This window comes from Holdemanella porci (genome assembly GCF_009696075.1).
GTDB classification, from domain to species: Bacteria; Bacillota_I; Bacilli_A; order Erysipelotrichales; family Erysipelotrichaceae; genus Holdemanella; species Holdemanella porci.
In genome coordinates, this window is sequence record NZ_VUMR01000033.1 from 1 (window position 1) to 20,815 (window position 20,815).

Annotated in this window: 24 protein-coding genes and 4 tRNA genes; 23 read left to right on the forward strand and 5 right to left on the reverse strand. The window is 34.9% G+C overall.

Annotated elements, in window-relative coordinates:
- Positions 1-499: 499 nt before the first annotated feature.
- Positions 500-1,381, reverse strand: a complete 882-nt coding sequence (locus tag FYJ55_RS06750) for a YitT family protein (RefSeq protein ID WP_154556178.1) — start codon at positions 1,379-1,381, stop codon at positions 500-502.
- A gap of 165 nt (positions 1,382-1,546) precedes the next feature.
- Between FYJ55_RS06750 and FYJ55_RS06755 the strand changes: the two genes are divergently transcribed.
- The 6 genes from FYJ55_RS06755 (at position 1,547) to FYJ55_RS06780 (ending at position 2,467) form a co-directional block, all read left to right on the forward strand.
- Positions 1,547-1,620, forward strand: a tRNA-Cys gene (locus FYJ55_RS06755).
- Positions 1,621-1,628: 8 nt separating this feature from the next.
- A tRNA-Leu gene (locus FYJ55_RS06760) sits at positions 1,629-1,715 on the forward strand.
- Positions 1,716-1,741: 26 nt separating this feature from the next.
- Positions 1,742-1,815, forward strand: a tRNA-Cys gene (locus tag FYJ55_RS06765).
- Between the two features lie 7 nt (positions 1,816-1,822).
- Positions 1,823-1,909: transfer RNA gene (locus FYJ55_RS06770), tRNA-Leu, on the forward strand.
- 135 nt (positions 1,910-2,044) lie between these two features.
- Positions 2,045-2,254, forward strand: a complete 210-nt coding sequence (locus FYJ55_RS06775; protein WP_154556179.1) for a hypothetical protein — start codon at positions 2,045-2,047, stop codon at positions 2,252-2,254.
- 18 nt (positions 2,255-2,272) lie between these two features.
- A complete protein-coding gene (locus tag FYJ55_RS06780; RefSeq protein ID WP_154556180.1) occupies positions 2,273-2,467 on the forward strand; it encodes a hypothetical protein in 195 nt (64 codons plus the stop codon).
- Between the two features lie 19 nt (positions 2,468-2,486).
- Here FYJ55_RS06780 and FYJ55_RS06785 read toward each other — a convergent pair whose 3' ends face one another.
- A complete protein-coding gene (locus FYJ55_RS06785; RefSeq protein ID WP_154556181.1) occupies positions 2,487-3,371 on the reverse strand; it encodes a putative manganese transporter in 885 nt (294 codons plus the stop codon).
- A gap of 67 nt (positions 3,372-3,438) precedes the next feature.
- Positions 3,439-4,596 carry an AI-2E family transporter gene (locus FYJ55_RS06790; RefSeq protein WP_154556182.1) on the reverse strand — a complete coding sequence of 386 codons (1,158 nt, stop codon included), beginning with the start codon at positions 4,594-4,596 and terminating at the stop codon, positions 3,439-3,441.
- 73 nt (positions 4,597-4,669) lie between these two features.
- Between FYJ55_RS06790 and FYJ55_RS06795 the strand changes: the two genes are divergently transcribed.
- From FYJ55_RS06795 to FYJ55_RS11105, 14 genes are all read left to right on the forward strand, one after another.
- Positions 4,670-5,398 carry a TrmH family RNA methyltransferase gene (locus FYJ55_RS06795; protein WP_154556183.1) on the forward strand — a complete coding sequence of 243 codons (729 nt, stop codon included), beginning with the start codon at positions 4,670-4,672 and terminating at the stop codon, positions 5,396-5,398.
- 273 nt (positions 5,399-5,671) lie between these two features.
- A complete protein-coding gene (locus tag FYJ55_RS06800) occupies positions 5,672-5,842 on the forward strand; it encodes a hypothetical protein (RefSeq protein WP_154556184.1) in 171 nt (56 codons plus the stop codon).
- Positions 5,843-5,886: 44 nt separating this feature from the next.
- Positions 5,887-7,980: a replication restart helicase PriA gene (priA, locus tag FYJ55_RS06805; RefSeq protein WP_154556185.1), complete on the forward strand. Its 2,094-nt coding sequence runs from the start codon at positions 5,887-5,889 to the stop codon at positions 7,978-7,980.
- A gap of 1 nt (position 7,981) precedes the next feature.
- On the forward strand, positions 7,982-9,175 hold the full coding sequence (gene rsmB, locus FYJ55_RS06810) for a 16S rRNA (cytosine(967)-C(5))-methyltransferase RsmB (protein ID WP_154556186.1): 1,194 nt from the start codon (positions 7,982-7,984) through the stop codon (positions 9,173-9,175).
- Positions 9,176-9,206: 31 nt separating this feature from the next.
- The gene (gene rlmN / locus FYJ55_RS06815; RefSeq protein WP_154556187.1) at positions 9,207-10,250 is read left to right on the forward strand and encodes a 23S rRNA (adenine(2503)-C(2))-methyltransferase RlmN; all 1,044 of its coding nucleotides are present in this window, start codon (positions 9,207-9,209) and stop codon (positions 10,248-10,250) included.
- A gap of 4 nt (positions 10,251-10,254) precedes the next feature.
- Entirely contained in the window at positions 10,255-10,992 is a 738-nt protein-coding gene (locus tag FYJ55_RS06820) for a Stp1/IreP family PP2C-type Ser/Thr phosphatase (protein WP_154556188.1), read from the forward strand.
- A 5-nt stretch (positions 10,993-10,997) separates the two neighbouring features.
- The gene (gene pknB / locus FYJ55_RS06825) at positions 10,998-12,665 is read left to right on the forward strand and encodes a Stk1 family PASTA domain-containing Ser/Thr kinase (protein ID WP_154556189.1); all 1,668 of its coding nucleotides are present in this window, start codon (positions 10,998-11,000) and stop codon (positions 12,663-12,665) included.
- Positions 12,658-13,521, forward strand: a complete 864-nt coding sequence (gene rsgA, locus FYJ55_RS06830) for a ribosome small subunit-dependent GTPase A (RefSeq protein WP_154556190.1) — start codon at positions 12,658-12,660, stop codon at positions 13,519-13,521. Before pknB ends, rsgA begins: the two co-directional genes overlap by 8 nt.
- Positions 13,518-14,177: a ribulose-phosphate 3-epimerase gene (gene rpe, locus FYJ55_RS06835; protein WP_154556191.1), complete on the forward strand. Its 660-nt coding sequence runs from the start codon at positions 13,518-13,520 to the stop codon at positions 14,175-14,177. Before rsgA ends, rpe begins: the two co-directional genes overlap by 4 nt.
- A complete protein-coding gene (locus tag FYJ55_RS06840; protein ID WP_154556192.1) occupies positions 14,178-14,771 on the forward strand; it encodes a thiamine diphosphokinase in 594 nt (197 codons plus the stop codon).
- A gap of 3 nt (positions 14,772-14,774) precedes the next feature.
- Positions 14,775-16,040, forward strand: coding sequence for a hypothetical protein (locus FYJ55_RS06845; RefSeq protein ID WP_154556193.1), 1,266 nt, complete (start codon positions 14,775-14,777; stop codon positions 16,038-16,040).
- Positions 16,040-16,333, forward strand: a complete 294-nt coding sequence (locus FYJ55_RS11095) for a hypothetical protein (protein ID WP_229771123.1) — start codon at positions 16,040-16,042, stop codon at positions 16,331-16,333. The genes FYJ55_RS06845 and FYJ55_RS11095 overlap by 1 nt, the downstream gene beginning before the upstream one ends.
- A 9-nt stretch (positions 16,334-16,342) precedes the next feature.
- Positions 16,343-16,726 carry a hypothetical protein gene (locus FYJ55_RS11100; RefSeq protein WP_229771124.1) on the forward strand — a complete coding sequence of 128 codons (384 nt, stop codon included), beginning with the start codon at positions 16,343-16,345 and terminating at the stop codon, positions 16,724-16,726.
- 14 nt (positions 16,727-16,740) lie between these two features.
- Positions 16,741-17,118, forward strand: coding sequence for a GGDEF domain-containing protein (locus FYJ55_RS11105; RefSeq protein ID WP_229771125.1), 378 nt, complete (start codon positions 16,741-16,743; stop codon positions 17,116-17,118).
- An 11-nt stretch (positions 17,119-17,129) separates the two neighbouring features.
- On the opposite strand, the gene FYJ55_RS06855 is transcribed toward FYJ55_RS11105, so the two are convergent.
- A complete protein-coding gene (locus FYJ55_RS06855) occupies positions 17,130-17,315 on the reverse strand; it encodes a hypothetical protein (protein WP_154556194.1) in 186 nt (61 codons plus the stop codon).
- A 101-nt stretch (positions 17,316-17,416) separates the two neighbouring features.
- Positions 17,417-17,608, reverse strand: a complete 192-nt coding sequence (gene rpmB / locus FYJ55_RS06860; RefSeq protein WP_003865181.1) for a 50S ribosomal protein L28 — start codon at positions 17,606-17,608, stop codon at positions 17,417-17,419.
- 148 nt (positions 17,609-17,756) lie between these two features.
- On the opposite strand from rpmB, the gene mraY reads away from it, so the two are divergent.
- The 3 genes from mraY to FYJ55_RS06875 are packed head-to-tail and all read left to right on the forward strand — an operon-like array spanning position 17,757 to position 20,698.
- Positions 17,757-18,737 carry a phospho-N-acetylmuramoyl-pentapeptide-transferase gene (gene mraY / locus FYJ55_RS06865; RefSeq protein ID WP_229771126.1) on the forward strand — a complete coding sequence of 327 codons (981 nt, stop codon included), beginning with the start codon at positions 17,757-17,759 and terminating at the stop codon, positions 18,735-18,737.
- Complete coding sequence (murD, locus tag FYJ55_RS06870) at positions 18,738-20,060, forward strand: UDP-N-acetylmuramoyl-L-alanine--D-glutamate ligase (protein ID WP_154556195.1); 1,323 nt, start codon at positions 18,738-18,740, stop codon at positions 20,058-20,060.
- Positions 20,057-20,698, forward strand: a complete 642-nt coding sequence (locus tag FYJ55_RS06875; RefSeq protein ID WP_229771127.1) for an undecaprenyl-diphosphate phosphatase — start codon at positions 20,057-20,059, stop codon at positions 20,696-20,698. Before murD ends, FYJ55_RS06875 begins: the two co-directional genes overlap by 4 nt.
- Positions 20,699-20,815 lie beyond the last annotated feature (117 nt).

Genomic DNA, 20,815 nt, shown 5'->3' on the forward strand with positions numbered 1-20,815 from the left:
TATCCTTTCAATTCAAGTATAACAAAAAACGCCCCAAAATACTTTGGAGCGAATTTTAAGCTGCCTAGCACATTACCCTATGTAATCTTATAGCGTATCTAGACCCCAACTATTTTTATATAGTCATAATAAATAGATGTATTCGTAATGGATACATCTTTTTTCTTAAATATAAAAATGATGTGTAGCTTCATCTGCTTTTAATTGTATTATTGCATAAAGAATGAAAGTGAAAACACTATGTACTTACCTAATTTAATAATGGATATCTTAATTAGACTAGCGTTTATAATTAAAGTATGTTTTAAAGGATTTATGAAAGTCTATGCTTATGGGATTCTGCCCTATATACTTCTAGTTTCTGTTTTAAATATATATAGTCTTAAAAAAATAAGGATTATAAATCCTATCGAATATTTCATACTGATCTTTACTTCATAAAGGGAATATGCATGACGCATTTCCTTTTTCTAATCGTATATAAAGGAGTCGTATCATACTACTCCAAAGGTTTTTGATAGAAGTTTCCGTAGAAGTTTACTGTATTGTATGTATTGATCAATACTTTAGGATCGACCATTCTTACGTTATCGACAACGTCTCTTAATTCATATGTAGAAATAACGGCTTTACATACGTAATACTTACGATGACTGTATGCACCATAACATTCAAATACGCTCATACCATGGCGACAGGTAGCCATAAAGGCATCAATGATTGGATCTGGATCGTTTGTTGTAAATTCAACGGTAATTTGTGCATATCTTTGATATAAAGATGAGATTGTCTTTGTAGATAAGAATTGGAATAGGATGGAATATCCTGCATAAATCCAACCGCATACATATCCAAAGATAATAATCATAGCGCAGTTATAGAAGAATACATAGTCCCAGATACCTCTATGAATTTTACTAGAAACATATTGGGCAATGAAATCCGTTCCTCCGGTAGATCCTCCAGCCCTTAGGGATAGGGAAATGGAGAAGCCCCATAAGAAGCCTCCAAATAGAACGTTTAAGATTTGATCTTCAAAGAAGGGTTCAAAATGGAAGATAGAAATAAAGAAGGAAACTAGAAAGAATTGTACACAACTCAAAAATGTGAATCTTGGAGAAATGTGTTTATAGCATAGTATAGCTGCAGGAACATTTAAAGCGATGATTCCAACTTGAGTAGGAAAGTTAATGTTCCATAGAGCACAGACTTTATTGATTAATAGAGCAAGTCCAGTAAATCCTCCTGAAATCAAATTGCATGGTGCCATAAATACATTCATGATATAACATTGCATAAAAGCACTAAATACAATCATAATGATTGACGTCAATAGTCTTACCTTCTTTTCTTTTTGAAGCTGATGAATAATGTGTTGCATATAAATTAATACCTCTTGTTCACTGACCATTTAATGATAGGGCATTTGTCAAATAAGTTCAACCAAAAATTGGAAATGTACGATATTTAAAAAATGTAAAAAAATTAATTTTTTTCTTGCTTTTTATTTTGCGTTGAGGTATTATATATAGGCAGTCAACGAAACGGTTCCGTAGCCAAGTGGTAAGGCAATAGACTGCAACTCTGTGATCATCAGTTCAAATCTGATCGGAACCTCCATAAATGATGGGGTCGTGGCGGAATAGGCAGACGCAACGGACTTAAAATCCGTTGGGAGAAATCCCGTGTGGGTTCAAGTCCCACCGTCCCCACCATCGTTTATTTACAATCAACAAGTTACGGTTCCGTAGCCAAGTGGTAAGGCAATAGACTGCAACTCTGTGATCATCAGTTCAAATCTGATCGGAACCTCCAATTACATGGGGTCGTGGCGGAATAGGCAGACGCAACGGACTTAAAATCCGTTGGGAGAAATCCCGTGTGGGTTCAAGTCCCACCGTCCCCACCATTTTTTGGAAAGATAGCTAGAGACATTTGTTTCTAGCTTTTTTCGTGCTTTTTTGGACAGCATAGTGACCAAGTTTACCATTTATGTATATAAATTTAATGATTAAAATATAATTAAGTAGAGGTATACCTAATTATGAGCTGGATTGAAAGAACAACGAAAAAACGAATTAAAGAATTGGATGAACATCCAGAATTGAATTCAAATGATTTTGAAGAAAAGGGAAATACATTAATGAAGGACATTAAATTCTATGTAATTCTTATCCTTGCAGCCGCATTGGTTCTAGCATTATGGTATGAATTAAATCATCCAGAAATACATATTTTACCTAGAAGATTATAGTATTTTTGAGGTCTAACTATGAATTGGCTTGATAAAATAGCAAAGAAACGATTGGAAGAACTCGAAGCACATCCAGAATTGAACTCAGACAAATTTGCGGAGAAGATGAGTACTCTATATTTCGCTATTGTTTTGTTGGTTGTTGCTATACTTATTCTTTTGTTTTGGTATGATACTGAACATTTTGAAATCTGGATCTTTCCAGGAAGATAAAAAATAGCCACAATAGTGGCTATAACAACATAAATCCAATACCTATGATAATACCAGTTATAAATAGAATGGAAATGGTTCTTAAAATGTCTTTCTTTTTGGCTTCATAACGAATCATCACAATTAAACCAAGTCCTGCATTTGTGACAAGTCCTGCAAGTAAGGATCCAAAGGATAATTCACCAGCTGTATAAAGCTGTGTTAAAACAACTGTAGCTGCGCAGTTAGGAATAAAGCCAAATAGTGCGGCAATGATGGGCTGGAATAAATTATCTTGAAGCAAGATCATAGATAATGTTTTTTCTCCAATCAACTCCATTAATAAGGTTAATACAAAGCTAGTAATAAAGATGAATACATAGATCTTTAAAGATCGTAATAGAGCGCTGATCCATAATGGATATTCAGGATAGCAACATGGACAGCTTGATCCTGAACTTTCTTCTTCCTCGTATTCTTCATCGTCATATTCCTCTTCTTCCATATCTTCGAAGCGGAGGATTTTTTGATTGCGAAATAGTACATGATCAGTAAATAATCCAACAACGATTGCGATAACTAATTTTAATCCTAAAATACCAAGTAGGGATGAATACATTTTAGGATTACTAATAAGGATTGGGATGGCTTCATCACTTGTCGCAATCATAACACTGACGAGTGTACCGAGTGTAATGTTATTTTGGACAAACAACATAGCGGCTAGAATACTAAATCCACATTGGGGGATCAATCCAACTAATGCGCCTAAAATAGGTCCGAGTCTTTGTAGTCCAAAGAAGAGTTTATCGTCTTGCGTATTCTTCCTTTCGAAAACTTCTAATATACAATAAGTAATATACAATAAGGGGAGCATAGCCCATGTATCGTGTATTGTATCTAAAATAATGTCTATAAAATTCAAAGGTAGTTCCTCCTAACTTACATAAGTATACACATTTTTTCAAAAATTGCACGTAAAAAGCAGGAAACTAATCAATGGTTCCTGCTCTATCGTTGATTGTGATTTTTTTATTTCTTAATCGAACTTGAATATAATCATGTACACCTGCATAAATAAGTGCAAATATAGGAACGCCTAAGAACATTCCGACAACGCCAAATAATGCACCACCTATAGTTACTGAGAATAAAATCCAGAAGCCTGACATTCCTAGTTTATCTCCAAGTACAATTGGTTTAATAATGTTTCCATCGAACTGTTGAAGAATGAAGATAAATATGGTAAAAATCAAGGCTGAGAATGGATCAATCAAACATAAGATAATGATGACGGGAATAGCTCCTAAAAATGGTCCAAAGACGGGAATGACGTTTGTGACACCAATAATCAGGGCAATCATACTTGTGTAAGGTAGTTTTAATACTAAGGCACCAAAGTAACAGATAACACCGACAATAAATGAGTCAATGATATTTCCTACGATATATTGTTCAAATACAGTCTTCGCGTCATTCGTCCAAAGAGTTAAGTAGTTCGCAAAGTTTTTATCAAATAATGAGTAATTTAACTTTTTTATGCCCTTAACAAGTTTTTCACGGTCCAATAAGATATAGAATGCAGAAACAAAAGCTAAAATCAAGTTAATAAATCCTTTCACAAATCCATAAGAGTAAGAAGCGATTTTAGGAATCGATTCAGTGACTACACTTGTGATTTTCTTTGTGATGTCAAAATTGATTAACATTTGTTCAACTTGTTTTTCTGAAATGTTTAATTTATACGCAAAATCTTTTGTGTATCCAATTAAAGTATCGGAATAAACCGCAACGTTTTTAGAAAATTGTCGCACAGAATCAATCGTATTCGGAATTATAATGGAGAAAAATAAGATTAAGAATCCAATGGTCAATATAAACACAAGAGCAGTTGATAGAATTCTTTTGTGGTTTTCATGCATTGGAATATTCTGTAGTAACCTATCTTCAACCCATTTTTGTGGATTGTTTAATATAAACGCCAATCCAATTCCAAGAAGGAAAGGAAATAGTATCGTTAATATAAACTGAATGGCTCGTTTAATGTCTTTAAATTTATTCAATATTGTAAAAAATAAGATTGCGATAATGAAAGACGTAGAATAAACGATGATTCGCTGCTTCATTTCTTGGGTTAATTTAAAATGCATTTAAGTAAGACTCCTTCCATACCATATATAATAGCATCTAGAAAAAAATTATAAAAGCCATTATAATAGGCGTATGGAAAAAATATTTGAAGGGGCTATTTCCTGCAAAGCCCTATTAGAAGCAGGGTCTCGAGATTGTAAAAAACTATATATTGATAAGAAAAAAAATACAAAAGATACAAGATATTTGGCTAAAATTGCCAAAAGTCGTGGCTGTGAAGTCGTTTTTTGTTCGCGTGATGAAATCAATGAATTGGCAACAGGTAAAACACATGGTGGTATTTTACTTCTTGCTGAAGAAAAACAGATTCCTCAACTTATTGAAACACATGTCCATGGATTTCTTTGTTACATCGACGGCGTAGAAGATCCATATAATTTGGGAAGTATTTCAAGGACTCTCTATGCATCTGGATGTGATGCGATGATTCTTCCAAAACGAGACTGGAGCTTTGCCGAACAAACCATTTTAAAGGCAAGTGCCGGTGCCTATGAAAAACTACCGATCTATTTTGTAGATTCAGATGAAGAATTAGTAGACTATTGTAAAAAGAATGAACTTCCTATTTTGTGTGCCCACAGAAAAGATGCCGTAGGACTCTATGACTATACTTTTGAATCGGATTTCTGTTTATGTTTAGGCGGCGCCTTAAGAGGGATTAGCTCAACCATTACGGCATCATCCAAACAAAATATTGTCGTAGAATACGGTAGAGATTTTAGAAATGCCTTAGATTCAGCTAGTGCTGCTGCTGTATTTAGTTTTGAAATATTAAGACAAAAGAAAGTCAAAGCGAATTAAAGTGCTTTGACTCTTTTAATTTGTCGAATATTTGTTGAATAAATTTTGTGTGCTAATTCTTGATTTGCAAAATCAACAATGAGGATACGGTAATTCTTTTTCTGCCAATCCTAACGAGCAGAAAAATTATTGGATGATCTTATTATCCATTAATAAATAAATATAAAAATGAAAATGCTGTTAAACGATTATTGAATCACATAGAATGTATTAATATTGCTTAATTGACAAGCCCCATACCATTTTCCGTTGATAAGAGATAGATATCTTTCTATGAAAGGGTATCGTGTTGCGATGATTCCAAAGATGAAATATGTCTTAGTTTTTGATATAAGAGTAGATACTGTATTTGTATTGGGCATATTTCATCAATTAGAAAATTATTGGATAAAAGTATCCAAGCACCATTTTGGTGCTTTTAGTGGTTTTGGAGAAATATACTAAAATAAATATCCGTGTCAAATCTAGAATGATGTTATAATAGATGCATGCTGATTAATGTATATGTAGAATACAATCGCCTACGCAATACCTTTACATATTCTTGTGATTGTCATGTTGAAGTTGGATGTAGAGTCCGTGTTGAATTCAACAATCGAACGCTTGTAGGATTTGTCGAAGAAGTAGATGTAGAAAGCGATTTTAAAAATATTAAACCTGTCATTGAAGTCATAGATGAAAAGCCATTATTAAATAACGAATTAAAGGTATTGGCAAATTATATGGCTGATTTTTATGCGAGTTCGAAAGTGACTTGTTATAAAACAATGCTGCCACCAGCTTTGCGTCCCTCTAGTAAGCATTCAAAAATTATCTATGAAGATTATGCGATATTGAATGATTCGGATTTACCTTTAACATCAAGACAAAAAGAAGTGCTTGAAATGTTTACCTATCCATGTAAGATGAGTGAACTTAGAAAAGTAAGTCCATCTATCACAAAAGTATTATTAGATAAAGGTTATATTACTCTTGAAAAAAGAATCAAGGATTCCAACACTTGTGTCAGTGAAATTGCGGATGTTACACATTCTTTAACTTCTGAGCAAGTGTCGGCGATTGAAACCATTCGAAACACCAATAAAACAGTCTCTTTACTTCATGGCGTGACTGGTTCTGGTAAAACCGAAGTCTTTTTGCGATTGGCAGAAGATGTATTATCGACTGGAAAACAAGTTCTATTTCTTGTTCCTGAAATAGGTTTAACACCGATGATGATACAAAGAGTGCAGGCGCGTTTTAAACAAAAGATTGCGATTTATCATTCGGGATTGAATGCACAAGAAAAGCTAGAACAATATAATTTAGTAAAATATCATAAAGTCGATATTGTTGTAGGTACGCGTAGTGCTTGTTTTATGCCGTTTTCTTCTTTAGGTTTGATTTTAATGGATGAAGAACATGATTCAAGCTACAAACAAGATAATACACCACGCTATCATACGCGCGATATTGTCTTATTTCGTGCGGCCTATCATAAGTGTAAAGTCGTATTGGCAAGTGCGACACCTTCTTTAGAATCGTACGCAAGAGCTTATAAGAACGTCTATGAATTGATTGAACTTAAAAATCGCATTCATGAAATGCCGGAAATTTGTTTGGTAGACATGAAAAAGGAAAGAATCACAAATGGCTTATCTGAAACATTGCTTCAAGCTATTCATGAGCGTCTTTCTAAAAATGAACAAGTGATCTTGCTTTTAAATCGAAGAGGCTATTTACCTGTTATTCGCTGTAGTGATTGTGGCCACGTACGCATATGTCCAGATTGCGGTGTGGCTTTAACCTACCACAAAAATCAAAATGCCTTGGTATGTCATTGTTGTGGAAGACAATTTCCATTTATGGAAGAATGTCCAAGCTGTCATTCTAAGAACTATTTTAAAGCCGGTATGGGAACAGAGCGTTTGGAAGAACAGATTCTAGAAATCTTTAAGGATCATCATGTCGTTCGTATGGATGCAGATAGTACACGAAGAAAGAATGCGCATGAAAAGTTGTTAAGAGAATTTGAAGAGTCTGGAGATCTATTAATTGGTACGCAAATGGTGGCTAAAGGCTTGGATTTTGAAAGAGTAACCTTGGTTGGCATATTAAATGCGGATGCCACGCTTTGTCGAAATGACTATAGGGCAAGCGAGACAGCGTATGAAATGTTAGAACAGGCGAGTGGAAGAAGTGGTCGTGGAAAGCTAAAAGGACAGGTTATGATTCAAACATTTGATCCGGATCATTTTGTGATGCGATGTGTTCAAATGCATGACTATAAGATGTTCTTCAATCAAGAAATGCGCTATCGCCATTTAGGGATGTATCCACCCTATGTGTATTTATGTACCTTAGTATTTACACATTTTGATTTGCAGGAAGCCTATAAAATGGCGCGTGTTGCGAAATCGTATTTTACTTCTTTGCGCGTATTAGGTCCGATTGAAATTCGTATGCAACAAAAGAAGCATCGCGTGCGCTTGATTCTAAAATCAAAGGATGATCAATTATTACACAAACTTGTGCGAAACTATTTGGATGAAACAAAACAGGTTGTGGATGTGAATATGCATCCAATTATGATGGAGGAATAGAATGAGAAAATGGATATGGAAAGCCTTAGATGAAGTTGTGAATAAAAAAGTCTATTCCAATTTATATTTAAGAAATCATTTACAGGAAGTGGATGAAAAAGATCGTGCTTTGGCTACACGCATTTTTTATGGAACGATTCAGAATTATCGTTATTGTAAAGAATGCTGGTCAAAGTATGTGAAGAATAAATTACACCCTAAAATGGATGTATTATTGACTATGAGTACATACCAGTTGTTGTTTTTGGATAAAGTCCCAAGCTATGCGATTGTCAATGATGCGGTCAATATTGCCAAAAAGATCAATGTGAAATATGCGGGTTTGACAAATGCTGTATTACATAAGGTTAAAGCGATTGAAACAGATAATGTAGCCTTAAAGTATTCATTGCCCGATTGGCTTTATAAGATGTGGGTTTCTCAATATGGACAAGAAAAAGCTTTGGTGATGGCAAGTGCAAGTGTAAATATATTACCCATGTATGTTCGTCGAAATGCATTAAGGACTAGTGAAGCTGATTTTGACTTGGAACCGTTTGTTTGTGTTCAAGATCCATTATATATTTATACAGGTAATGATTATTTTCATCATGTCTACTATCAAAAAGGGTATATGAGTGCCCAAGATGAGGGGAGTTTTGCGATTGCGAAATTTGTGGATCCGCAAGAAAATGAAAGGATTCTAGACTGTTGTGCAGCTCCAGGAACAAAGACTATGGCCATGGCCGAAAGGATGCATAACCAAGGTCATATTGATTCGTATGATTTACATGCACATCGTAAAGAATTGATTGAAAGTGATGCCAAACGCTTAGGCATTGATATTGTACATGCAGGTGTACAAGATGCGACAACATTTAAAAGTTCTTTGTTATATGATCGTATCTTATGTGATGTTCCATGTTCAGGCTATGGCGTATTATCGAGAAAACCCGATATTAAATTACACATGGTTCCTGAAGATATGGATTCGTTGATTCCGTTGCAGTATTCTATTCTGAATAATGTATGTCAATATGTGAAGGTGGGGGGAGTCTTAGTCTATTCCACTTGTACGATGAATAAAAAAGAGAATGAAAAACAAATTGAGAAATTTTTAAACGCGCACGAAGAGTTTAGTCTTGTGGATGAAAAAACCATTTTTAGTGATACAAGACAAGATGGCTTCTATATGGCAAAACTAGTGCGTAAATGATATAATGAACGGTAGAAATTGAGGTGCTATTTTGGAAAGTTTATACAATTTAAATTATGATCAAATGTGCGAATATGCCCTAGATCACGGATGGAAATCGTATCGTGGACATCAGATCTTTCAATGGTTGTATCGCAATCGTGTATTTGACATTGATGAAATGAGCAATGTATCAAAGGAAACAAGAGAAATCTTAAAGAAAGATTTTATTGTGAATCCTTTAGAGTTAATAAAAAAACAAGTTTCACATGATGGAACAACAAAATTCTTGTTTAAAACAAGTGATGGTGCACTACTAGAAAGTGTTATGATGGTCTTTGATTATGGTCGCAGTGTTTGTGTTTCCAGTCAGGTTGGCTGCAACATGGGCTGTGCATTTTGTGCGAGTGGCTTGACAAAGAAAAAAAGAGATCTAACAAGTGGTGAAATGGTTGCCCAGGTTATGTATGTTCAAAAAGAATTGGATAAAGATAACTTGCGCCTTTCACATATTGTTGTCATGGGTACAGGAGAACCTTTTGATAACTATGATAATGTCATGAATTTTTTGGCAACAGTAAACCATGATCGTGGTTTAGGTATTGGTTCTAGACATATTACGATTTCAACTTGTGGCATTGTTCCAAGAATTTACGATTTTGCCAATGAACATACACAATACAATTTAGCCATTAGTTTACATGCGCCAAATGATGAATTGCGTGATAAATTAATGCCAGTCAACCATGCATATCCATTAAAAGAGTTGATGGAAGCTGTTAAGTATTATGGTCAGGAAAACAATCGTCGTTTGACCTTTGAATATATTTTATTAAATGGCGTTAATGATCGTCCTGAACATGCCAAACAATTGTCAAAGCTTCTTCATGGAATGAATGCATATGTCAACTTAATTCCATACAATGCGGTAGATGAAAAGGGCTTTAAATCGGTAAGCCACGACGAAGCTATGGTTTTTTATGATTTATTGATGAAGAATCATGTTCGTTGCACGATTCGAAAAGAACATGGTACCGACATCGATGCGGCATGTGGACAATTAAGAATCAAAGAAATTAAAAAGGAAGGAATTTAGGCGGATGAAAGTTTTTGCGAATACAGATGTAGGTCTTGTAAGACAATTAAATGAAGATGATTATTGCATCGCTCATAATGCCAATGATGAATGGATGGCCATTGTCTGCGATGGTATTGGTGGTGCAAAAGCAGGAGAAGTGGCGAGCCATACAGCGGTAATGACGATGTATGAAGCATTTATGAAGTCTCCTGTATTTAAAAAAGATCGTCAAGTCGACAACTGGATTCGTGAAAATTTAAATCAGGCGAATGATTTCATTTATTCAAAAAGCTTAAAGAATCCCAATGAAAGAGGTATGGGGACTACGGCAGTGGGTGTCATCAAAGCTCATATTGGGACATTTATTTTTAATGTGGGAGACTCAAGAATCTATGCAGATTATAATAATGAACTGATTCAAATGAGTGAAGATCATAGTGTCATTGCCCAATTATTAAAAGAGGGTAAGATCACTTTAGATCAGGCAAAGTCTCATCCACAAAAAAATACATTAACAAATGCCTTAGGCGTATGGCATGTTTTCCGTATTGATATCAATAAGATTGAAAATACATACAAATATTTGTTGGTTTCAAGTGATGGATTACATGGATATGTTGAAAAGAAAGTGATTTCGGATATTGTACATGATTCGAGTCTTTCTTTACAGGAAAAAACAGAAACACTGATTGCCAGAGCCAATCAATCAGGTGGTTATGATAACTGTACAGTTATCTTAATGGAGAATGATGGAGAATAATAACTATGATGATGGAACAAATAGCGAACCGCTATGAGATCTTGTCTTTGATTGGTCAGGGTGGAATGGCGGATGTCTATAAGGCAAAGGATATGATATTAAATCGTATTGTGGCAATCAAAGTTCTGCGTGATAAATTAAGTGGGGATGCGATGGCATTAGTGCGCTTTCAGCGAGAGGCAAGTGCAGCGAGTCGTTTATCACATCCAAATGTTGTAGATATATATGATGTTGGTGAATATGAAGGTATGCACTATATTGTCATGGAATATATTCGTGGTCGAACTTTAAAAGATTTGATAGCACAGCGTGGAGCTTTAGATGTGGATGAAGCCATTGGCATTATGAAACAATTGATTAGTGCAATTGATCATGCACACGATCATAATATTATTCATCGTGATATCAAGCCGCAAAATGTGTTGGTAAAAGACGATGGAACGATTAAAATTACAGATTTTGGGATTGCGGTAGCCCATGGCTCTGTACAGCTAACGTTTAATAATACGGTTATGGGTTCAGCCCATTATTTAGCGCCAGAAACAACACAGGGAAAAGAACCAAATGCACAAGTGGATATCTATTCATTGGGTATTGTATTCTATGAACTATTAACGGGGCACGTTCCTTTTACAGGAAAGACACCGACAGAGATTGCGATCAAGCATTTGCGTAAGCCAATGCCTTATGTGCGTGATTTCAATCCGGATATTCCGCAGTCTGTTGAAAATATTATTTTAAAGGCGACCGCAAAAAATTTAGATGACCGATATGTATCTTGTAAAGAAATGCTTTATGATTTAATGCATTGCATGGATATAGAATATCGTGATATGAAGCGTATCAAGGTGGATGTAAGTTCGAATAAAGAATTGATGAAATATGATAATGGGCATATTGGTTTTGAAGATGAAGAGTCTGAAAAAGAAGAGAAGAAAAAACGAAATTGGATTCCAACCGTCATGATTAGTGCTGCTGTTGTGATTTCCATTGTTGTACTTGTACTCATTGCCAGCATTACAGGCATAATTAAGATTAGTGGCTTTCTAGGCTATCAAACAATGCCGAATGTAGTGAATTTGACACCGGATGAGGCCATTGATGTGTTGCAGGATGCGCATTTTAACACTTCAAGAGTAACGTATGTTTATAAGGCGAATGATAAGTATGAAAAGGGAAAAGTCATTAAAGCTTCTTATAAAGAGGGTGAAGTGATTTTAAATGATGCGAAAATTGTTTTAACCGTTTCTAAAGGATCTACCTATTTAGTGCCAGACTTTACAGATGGATCGTATTCGGAGGCTGCTTATGAATTGGCAAAGAATTGTCCAAATGTGCAAATTGAAGTGGAATATGAAGGCTCAAAAGATATGGATCCAGGTATTGTTTTACAACAAAAGGGTTTAACACCAGGAAAACGTATTGATCCAGACAGTAAGGAAACCATTACTTTTGTGGTAAGTACCTATCCTTCGATTGTGATTCCTTCGGACTTGATTGGTCAAGACGTATTGGATGCCAAAGATGAATTGAATGATTTAGGAATTGCGGTTGTCTTAAGTCATATTGAAAATGGACAGGGCAGCAATAAGGTGATGAGTGTATCGCCAGATGTTGGAACTAAATATGTACAGGAAGGAACAAACAGTGTTGTGACGCTGTATTATGATTAATATGCAGCAAGGAAGAATTATAAAAATTATTTCGAATCAATATACGATTCAAAATGAAAAGGAAGAAATCATTGCCAAACCAAGAGGTAAGATGCGCCAGCATGAAGCGCCAGTCGTCGGGGATTTTGTCGAATATGAAAAGATTGAGGATTCATATCGTATTCATAAAGTGTTGCCACGAACAAATCGACTTTTAAGACCGGCCATAGCCAATGTAGATCAGGCTTTGATTGTCACGAGTTTAAAAGATCCGGACTATTCTTGTCACTTATTAAATCGTTTGATCTTCTTAGTAGGCTTAGCGGGTGTCAAACCGGTGATTTGTGTGACCAAACTTGATTTATTGAATCAACCCGAAGAAATTTTGGCGGATCTTGAAAAATATAAAAAGGCCGGATATGATGTGGTTTTCTCCAATCCTGGTAGTGATGATAAAGAATTACAGGAAATCTTAAATGGAAAAGTGTCTGTATTATGTGGTCAGTCAGGTGCGGGAAAAAGTTCTTTATTAAACCGTCTAAATCCTGATTTTGAATTACAGACACAAGCCATCTCTAAAGCTTTGGGGCGTGGTAAACATACGACACGCTATTGCCAGTTACACCATGTGTGTGATGGCTTAGTGGCGGATACGCCTGGATTTTCAAGCTTAGATTTTACAAGATTAGATACTTCGCATTTAGATGCGTGTATTCTTGATTTTAAACCATACATTCATACTTGTCGTTTTAAAGACTGCAGGCACTTGAATGAGCCGGATTGTAAGATCAAAGAGGCTGTTGAAAATGGGCAAATCAATCCATCTGTTTATGAGGATTATAAAAATATTATGGAGGAAAGAGGTAAAAAACTATGAATTCAATTGTGATTGCACCTTCAATTTTATCTTTGGATTATTCCAATGTGAGTGCACAATTAGAAATTTTAAAAGAATCTAAAGCAGAGTGGTTACACTTTGATGTGATGGACGGTCATTTCGTACCGAATTTAACGTTTGGACCTGATATTTTAAGAGGTTTTAAAAAGGCTTGTCCATTATTTATGGATGTGCATTTAATGGTAGAAGACCCAGAAACATACGCACCTATCTTTATTAAAAATGGAGCGGATCTAGTAACTTTCCATACAGAAGCTTTGAATAATGATTTGACTCGTATTCAGAAGTTGTTGGATGATATTCATGGCTTGGGTGCAAAAGGTGGTATTGTCGTAAAACCAAATACGGCCATTGAACCTTTTGAAAGTGTACTTCAATCTTGTGATCTTGTTTTAATTATGAGTGTTGAGCCTGGTTTTGGTGGCCAGAAATTTATGGCCGACATGCTTAAAAAAGTAGAGTGGTTAAAAGAAAAGCGTGAAACATTGAACCTTTCATATCGTATTGAAATTGATGGTGGTATCAACCAGGATACGTATAGATTCGCATTAAATGCAGGTTGCGACACATTGGTTGCGGGAAGCTACGTATTTAAAAATGATATCGCAAAGACAATTGAAGGTATGCTTGAATAAATGACTTGTGCGGTTTTAATTACACCACTCGTTGATGTTGTGCCAAAAATTGAAAATTGTGATTATATCGGTGTTGATGCTGGTGCATTAAAAATTATCGATCAGGGTTTTCCAATTAAAATGGCTGTGGGAGACTTTGATTCTTTAAGTGAAGAGGATTTTAAACGAATCACGTGTCCAATTGAAAGGCATCCCATTATGAAGGATGAAACGGATTCAGAGCTTGCGATTCGTTTATGTAAAGATTATGATACGATCTATTTATATGGGGCCATGCAAGGAAGAATCGATCATACGATTGCGAATATTCGCTTGGTGATGTATCGTTTTCAAAATGTAGTGTTGATTGATGAGCACCAAAAAATATCTGTTATGAATGTGGGCGTTCATGAAATTGATGATTCGTATCATCATATTTCGTTTTATCCGATTCAAGAGGGTGTGCTTTCTTTATCGGGATTTTTATATCCATTAGATAAAAGGCGTATTCATATCGAAGAAATATATACGACAAGTAATTCTTTAACAGGGAAAAAGGGAATCGTTCGTGTGGATGAAGGCAGCTTTTTGTGTGTACAATCCAACTGGAGGTAGTCTATGTTTTATGATGTAGCTATGAACTTTGTGATTGGAACCATATTAATGGTTGCGGGAGCCATCATGATATGGATTCCCAATCGTATTTTTACAGGGATCTTAATCGCATCTATTGTATTTTTATGTATCAATGGCGTAGTTTTATTTATTCGCTTTGTGAAGAATAAATTGAATAAAGATTTTTTCTTTTCCATATTATCCTTTGCGTTTATGTTTTTCTTAATGAACTTTCGGTATCTTCCACAATGGATCTTGCGAGTAAACTTTGGCGGATATTGTATTCTTTGTGGCTTTGCCTGTTTTGTTCAGCTTGTGATTAATCAAATCGATCATATTAAAGGAAACTTCTTAAACTTTGTGTTTAGCTTTGTTTATATTTTTTTTGGCTTCTATTTATTATTGAATCCAGACTTTCATACGGATCTTTTAATGCGTGCTTTTGGCATTTACTTTATGATCTTAGGTATGCGTTATTTAGGGGATGGATATGAAGGAATCAATCCTTTAACGAAATATAAATGGAAACGAAAAGTAAGAATCACACTTCCGGCTTTTTTATGTGCTTTCGTTCCGGATGCGGCTTTGACAAGTATCAACCGGTATTTAGAGGATGGTAAGCCAGAAGATTTAAATACGTATAAGAAGGATGAGGTTGTTCGTTTAAAGGTGATTGTCCATGTAGGGCCCAAGGGCTTCCAAAAGGTAGGGCATATCTGTTTTGCGTACGATGATATTGTCTATAGTTATGGAAATTATGATAGTGATTCCTTTCATTTAAATCAAACGATTGGGGATGGCATTTTCTTTACGGTGCCACTCGAAAAATACATTCCAAATATGATTACGGCAGAGAATAATTCCATTTTTGAATATGGTATTTATACAACGTCGAAACAGAATGCATTGATTGAAAAAGAAATTGAAAAAATTCGTCAAAATGGCTATCGTTGGTATACAAAGATTGAAAAAGAAGATGGGTATGATCGTTTTAGTGAATATGAAATGGATTATCCAAGTCGTCTGCATTATCGTACGGGAGCGAAGTTATATAAGGTCAAGAGTGGTAAATTCCATATTTACTGGGCTTTAGGTGATAATTGTGCTTCTTTTACCGATTTGGTTTTGGGAACGTTAGGTGCGGATGTATTGAGCATACGCGGTATTATTAGTCCAGGAACGTATTTGGATTGGCTTCAAAAAGAGTATTTGAAAAAGAACAGTCCAATTGTATTTAGACGTATATATAAGGAATGGGACAGCGAGTGATGAATGGATATTTTCATGTATTAAAGAAAATTGATATTTTCGTTCTTTGTTTCATGTGCGTTTTGACGCGATTAAGTGAATCGTTAAATAAAAAACAAAAGCGTGGATTTTTATTTGCGCTTGGATTGATTGCACTGATTTCATTATTAGAAGTCGTTACATTAAAAGTGGATGGTTTACCAAAGATATTTCGTTGGATCAATATAGTATCGAACTATCTTGGTTTTGGTCTTACGCCATCGGTTTGTATGTGTTTGGTGTATGTATTGGATAAAAAGACAAAACTAAGGTAGGAATTCAAATTGGCGATTTTATGTGAGTTGATCTATCTTTTGATTCTCGCTCTATCGATTCCGTCTGGACTTGTATTTTCATTAAGTCAAGAAAATATATATTCTAGGGGTCCTTATTTCTTTATTTATATCTTTGCGTATTTTATATCTATATTATATTTATCTTTATCTACGATTTTTGTTTCGAAACAGTTTCAAAATCGCAGTAAAGCATTGGTTTATCCATTAATGATCTTCTTGGGTGCAGAAACTATCATACTAATCTTAGTTCCAGATCTTCATGTGAGCTGGCTTTGTGTCACCTTACTTTCGGCCTTATATTTTATTTATTGTAGTGAAATGTGGAATCAGTTAGATGGTTTGACCGGCTTATTAAATCAGAATAGTTTTTGAATCGCTCTGAGGAAATGAATTATACAAATGGTATGTTGATTGTGTTTGATGTGGATGATTTTAAACATGTCAATGATGTGTATGGTCATGTCAAAGGAGATTTGTGTTTGAGTATCATTGCGGCTTGTATTAAGAAGGCATATGCCAAATATGGCTATTGTTACAGAATTGGTGGCGATGAATTCTGTGTCTTATTAAAAAATAGTCGAAATGAAGAGGCATGTTCTGTACAGTTTGAAAGTTTCATAAAAAAGAAGCGTAATAAATATACATATTTGCCTTCTGTATCTTATGGTTCGGCCTTGTTGCTGACGGGGGATATTGTGAGTATCAAGGATTTGGCGGATCAAAATATGTATTTAAATAAGAAGAAACATAAACAGCAGCAGTGATTGCTGCTGTTTTAAGGTAAAAACCAAGTAATCAAATCGACAAGCCATGAAATGAAATTCGATCCTTTCTTGATTTCATTATTATATTGATGGGATTGAATCATTTCTTCTTTGGTGAAGCCTTTCTGTGTAAGAGAATCTATTTCTTTTTGAGTTAAACCTTGGTTTAGTAGTTCGTCATGGTCTTGTTTGTTCATATATGTATCCTCAAATTCATTGTAGCATAAAGAAAAAAGAAGAGTATTCTCTTCTTTTTTATCTTATGCATAATTTTTTTAAGGATCCTAATTATCTAAAATTAAATAGCGTTTTGTTTCTTCAAAGTTTTTAATGTTCTAGCTGAAACACGGATAGTTTGTGGCTTTCCATCAACTACAACACGAACTTTTTGAAGATTCACGTTCCATTTACGGCGAGAAGCACGCATTGAGTGAGAACGTTTATTTCCAGATAAAGGACCTTTTCCAGATACTGCACATACTCTTGACATCTTAATGTCCTCCTTTTTCTTTCATTTACGCAATCGCTTAACTATAATACCATTAACAAGCCCTTATTTCAACCCCCGAATTAAAATTTGTTCAAGACTAAAGAGAATGTTATAATGATAATGTTTTAAAAAAAGAGGAGACGATGGAATGTTGAATTCGAATTGCTTAATAATCTTAGGCATGTGTTTAGTTACGCTTGTGATTATGTTGCTGATTATGCCTGGATTGATTGATTATTTACATAAAATTAAGTTTGGACAAACAGAAAGAGAAGAGGGTTTGGCAAGCCATAAAAAGAAGAATGGTACGCCTACGATGGGTGGCTTAGCCTTCATTATTGTACCAACACTTGTTTATATTATAGGTTCTTTCTTTACTCCATTCAAACTGGATATGAATACAATGATTATTCTACTTGCCTTTGTAGGGTATGGTGTTGTTGGATTTATTGATGATTATATTATTGTTGTACAAAAGAATAATGAGGGGCTAAAACCAGCTCATAAGTTTTTATTTCAGTCTATTTTAGCGGTTGTGTTTTTCTTCTTATATCGTACAAGTTCAACTACAGATATTTGGATTCCTATTTTGAATGTGACAATCGATTTATCATGGTTCTACTTTATTTTAGTATTCTTTATGTTTACAGCTGAAACGAATGCGGTGAACTTAACGGATGGTTTAGATGGATTGTGTGCAGGACAGATGGTCATTGCGCTTGTTCCATTTGTGGTATTCGCATGGATGCAAGGATTATATAATGTGGCATGTTTGATTTGTCTCGTGATCTTTGCGTTACTTGGATATTTGAAGTTTAATAAGCATCCAGCTCAAATCTTTATGGGGGATACGGGATCATTGGCTTTGGGTGGCTTGATTGCTGCTGTCGCAATGGTCTTAAAACAAGAAATTTTATTGATTATTATTGGTTTTGTTTTTGTTGCAGAAGTTTGCAGCGTAATTATACAGGTTACGTATTATAAAAAAACACATAAGAGAATTTTCAAGATGGCGCCTTTGCACCACCACTTTGAAATGTGTGGATGGTCTGAAGAAAAGGTTGTTACACGTTTTAGACTTGTTGGTGTTATCTTTGCGGTTCTTGGACTTGTTTTGGGGGTAATGTAGATGGAAACTGTATTGGTCATTGGGGCTGCCCGTAGTGGGATTGCCGTTAGTAAGCTTTTATTAAAGAATGGATATCATGTTGTTTTAACGGATTCGAATGAGGTTAAAGAAAAGTCGGAATTAGAATCAATAGGTATCGAAGTGTTTGATGGGGGGCATCCAGATTCATTAAAAGAAAAGAAGTACGCGTTTATTGTGAAGAATCCTGGTATTCCTTATCGTGTTCCTTTCGTACATTATTTTGTAGAACAAAACGCAAAAATCTATACAGAAATTGAAGTGGCGTATCGGTATGCCAAGAACTTTAATTATGCAGCCGTAACAGGTACAGATGGTAAGACAACCGTAACGACGTTATTATATGAGATGTTGAATCGACAAAAGAAGAGTTTGGTTGCTGGAAACATTGGTACGCCTTTATGCGAATTGGCTTTAGAATATACGGATGAAGACTATAATGTAGCTCTTGAATTAAGTAATTTCCAATTGTTGGGAATTGAAACATTTAGACCTCATGTATCAACCGTGACAAATTTGGCACCGGATCATTTAGATTATATGGATAGTCTTGAAGCGTATTATGAAAGTAAGATGCGTATTTATGAGAACACAAATGCGGATGATTACTTTATTCGTAATGTGGATGATGAAAATGTTTTGAAGTATGCTCAAAACATTCCTTGTCATGTGATTGATTTTTCTTTGAAAAGAAAAGATGTCGATTTATATAAAGATGATAAGTATGCTTATTATAAAGATACGCAGTTGTTTACTTTATCGGATTTAAAAATTGTTGGTGAATTCAATTGTGGGAATGCGATGATGGCAAGTTGTATGGCCTATTTGATGGGTGTTTCTTTATTTAATATTCAGGAAGTGATTCGTGAATTTAGTGGTGTAGAACATCGTATTGAATATGTAGATACAATTGATAATGTTCGTTTCTACAATGATTCTAAGGCTACAAATACGCATGCGGCTTGTGCAGGTTTATCTGCATTTGAGAAGAATGTAATTCTACTTTGTGGTGGCAAAGATAAACATATTTCTTTTGATGATTTGAAACAATATGATGGTGTAGTGAAGAAATGTATTTCTTTTGGTCAGACAAAAGATAAATTTAAGGATATTTTTACAAGTCAAATGAGTGTTGAAACCATGAAGGATGCGTTTGAAAAGGCTGTGTTACTGGCAAAACCTGGTGATATTGTTTTATTGTGTCCTGCATGTTCTAGTTTTGACCAGTTTAAAAATTATGAGATTAGGGGCGAAATTTTTAAACAGATGGTTCATGCGTATGCAGCTAAAAGGAATGAAGAATGACAATTCTAAGCAGTATTGTTAAGACAATCTTATTAGGTATTATACAGGGGATAACGGAATGGCTGCCGATTTCGTCGACAGGACATTTAATTGTGTTTGCGAGCATTTGGCCACTTGAACCGGCTGATTTCTTTGAAGTGTTCAAAGTGGTTATTCAGTTTGGTAGTATTTTAGCGGTTTTAGTGTTATATTATCAGAAATTGAATCCTTTTGATAAGCGTAAATCGTTAAAAAAGAGAAAACAGACTTTACAACTTTGGTCTAAGGTGATTGTGGGTGTTATTCCAGCTGCCATTATTGGCTTATTGTTGGATGATATTATTGAGGGATATTTATCGGCAAACTTTGTGATTGCGGTTGCACTGATTGCGTATGGGATTATTTTTATCTTGGTTGAGAAGAATCCTAGACAAGAAAAGATGGAAACGATTGAACAAGTTGATTATCTTTCGGCTTTAAAGATTGGCTGCTTTCAATGTCTAGCCTTGATTCCAGGAACTTCAAGAAGTGGAGCTACAATTTTGGGTGGCTTATATTGTGGCTGTTCTAGAACGGTCGCAAGTGAATTCTCGTTTTTCTTGGCAATTCCTGTCATGTTTGGAGCGAGTCTTTTAAAGGTCATTAAATATTTGGCTTAACAGATACATTGGTGATTTGTTAATATAACTGACATTAATGATGTCTATTTAAGATTTATTGTATAGGTGTAAACGAAAGAGAGACTACACTTATGACAAGAACTTCAAAATATTTAA

What these genes read in the sequence shown, in the direction of transcription:
- FYJ55_RS06750 (WP_154556178.1), bottom strand. Translation starts at nt 1,381, where the DNA reads ATGCAACACATTATTCATCAGCTTCAAAAAGAAAAGAAGGTAAGACTA.
- FYJ55_RS06775 (WP_154556179.1), top strand. Translation starts at nt 2,045, where the DNA reads ATGAGCTGGATTGAAAGAACAACGAAAAAACGAATTAAAGAATTGGAT.
- FYJ55_RS06780 (WP_154556180.1), top strand. Translation starts at nt 2,273, where the DNA reads ATGAATTGGCTTGATAAAATAGCAAAGAAACGATTGGAAGAACTCGAA.
- FYJ55_RS06790 (WP_154556182.1), bottom strand. Translation starts at nt 4,596, where the DNA reads ATGCATTTTAAATTAACCCAAGAAATGAAGCAGCGAATCATCGTTTAT.
- FYJ55_RS06795 (WP_154556183.1), top strand. Translation starts at nt 4,670, where the DNA reads ATGGAAAAAATATTTGAAGGGGCTATTTCCTGCAAAGCCCTATTAGAA.
- FYJ55_RS06800 (WP_154556184.1), top strand. Translation starts at nt 5,672, where the DNA reads ATGAAAGGGTATCGTGTTGCGATGATTCCAAAGATGAAATATGTCTTA.
- priA (WP_154556185.1), top strand. Translation starts at nt 5,887, where the DNA reads ATGCTGATTAATGTATATGTAGAATACAATCGCCTACGCAATACCTTT.
- rsmB (WP_154556186.1), top strand. Translation starts at nt 7,982, where the DNA reads ATGAGAAAATGGATATGGAAAGCCTTAGATGAAGTTGTGAATAAAAAA.
- FYJ55_RS06820 (WP_154556188.1), top strand. Translation starts at nt 10,255, where the DNA reads ATGAAAGTTTTTGCGAATACAGATGTAGGTCTTGTAAGACAATTAAAT.
- pknB (WP_154556189.1), top strand. Translation starts at nt 10,998, where the DNA reads ATGATGATGGAACAAATAGCGAACCGCTATGAGATCTTGTCTTTGATT.
- rsgA (WP_154556190.1), top strand. Translation starts at nt 12,658, where the DNA reads ATGATTAATATGCAGCAAGGAAGAATTATAAAAATTATTTCGAATCAA.
- rpe (WP_154556191.1), top strand. Translation starts at nt 13,518, where the DNA reads ATGAATTCAATTGTGATTGCACCTTCAATTTTATCTTTGGATTATTCC.
- FYJ55_RS06840 (WP_154556192.1), top strand. Translation starts at nt 14,178, where the DNA reads ATGACTTGTGCGGTTTTAATTACACCACTCGTTGATGTTGTGCCAAAA.
- FYJ55_RS06845 (WP_154556193.1), top strand. Translation starts at nt 14,775, where the DNA reads ATGTTTTATGATGTAGCTATGAACTTTGTGATTGGAACCATATTAATG.
- FYJ55_RS11095 (WP_229771123.1), top strand. Translation starts at nt 16,040, where the DNA reads ATGAATGGATATTTTCATGTATTAAAGAAAATTGATATTTTCGTTCTT.
- FYJ55_RS11105 (WP_229771125.1), top strand. Translation starts at nt 16,741, where the DNA reads ATGAATTATACAAATGGTATGTTGATTGTGTTTGATGTGGATGATTTT.
- FYJ55_RS06855 (WP_154556194.1), bottom strand. Translation starts at nt 17,315, where the DNA reads ATGAACAAACAAGACCATGACGAACTACTAAACCAAGGTTTAACTCAA.
- rpmB (WP_003865181.1), bottom strand. Translation starts at nt 17,608, where the DNA reads ATGTCAAGAGTATGTGCAGTATCTGGAAAAGGTCCTTTATCTGGAAAT.
- mraY (WP_229771126.1), top strand. Translation starts at nt 17,757, where the DNA reads ATGTTGAATTCGAATTGCTTAATAATCTTAGGCATGTGTTTAGTTACG.
- murD (WP_154556195.1), top strand. Translation starts at nt 18,738, where the DNA reads ATGGAAACTGTATTGGTCATTGGGGCTGCCCGTAGTGGGATTGCCGTT.
- FYJ55_RS06875 (WP_229771127.1), top strand. Translation starts at nt 20,057, where the DNA reads ATGACAATTCTAAGCAGTATTGTTAAGACAATCTTATTAGGTATTATA.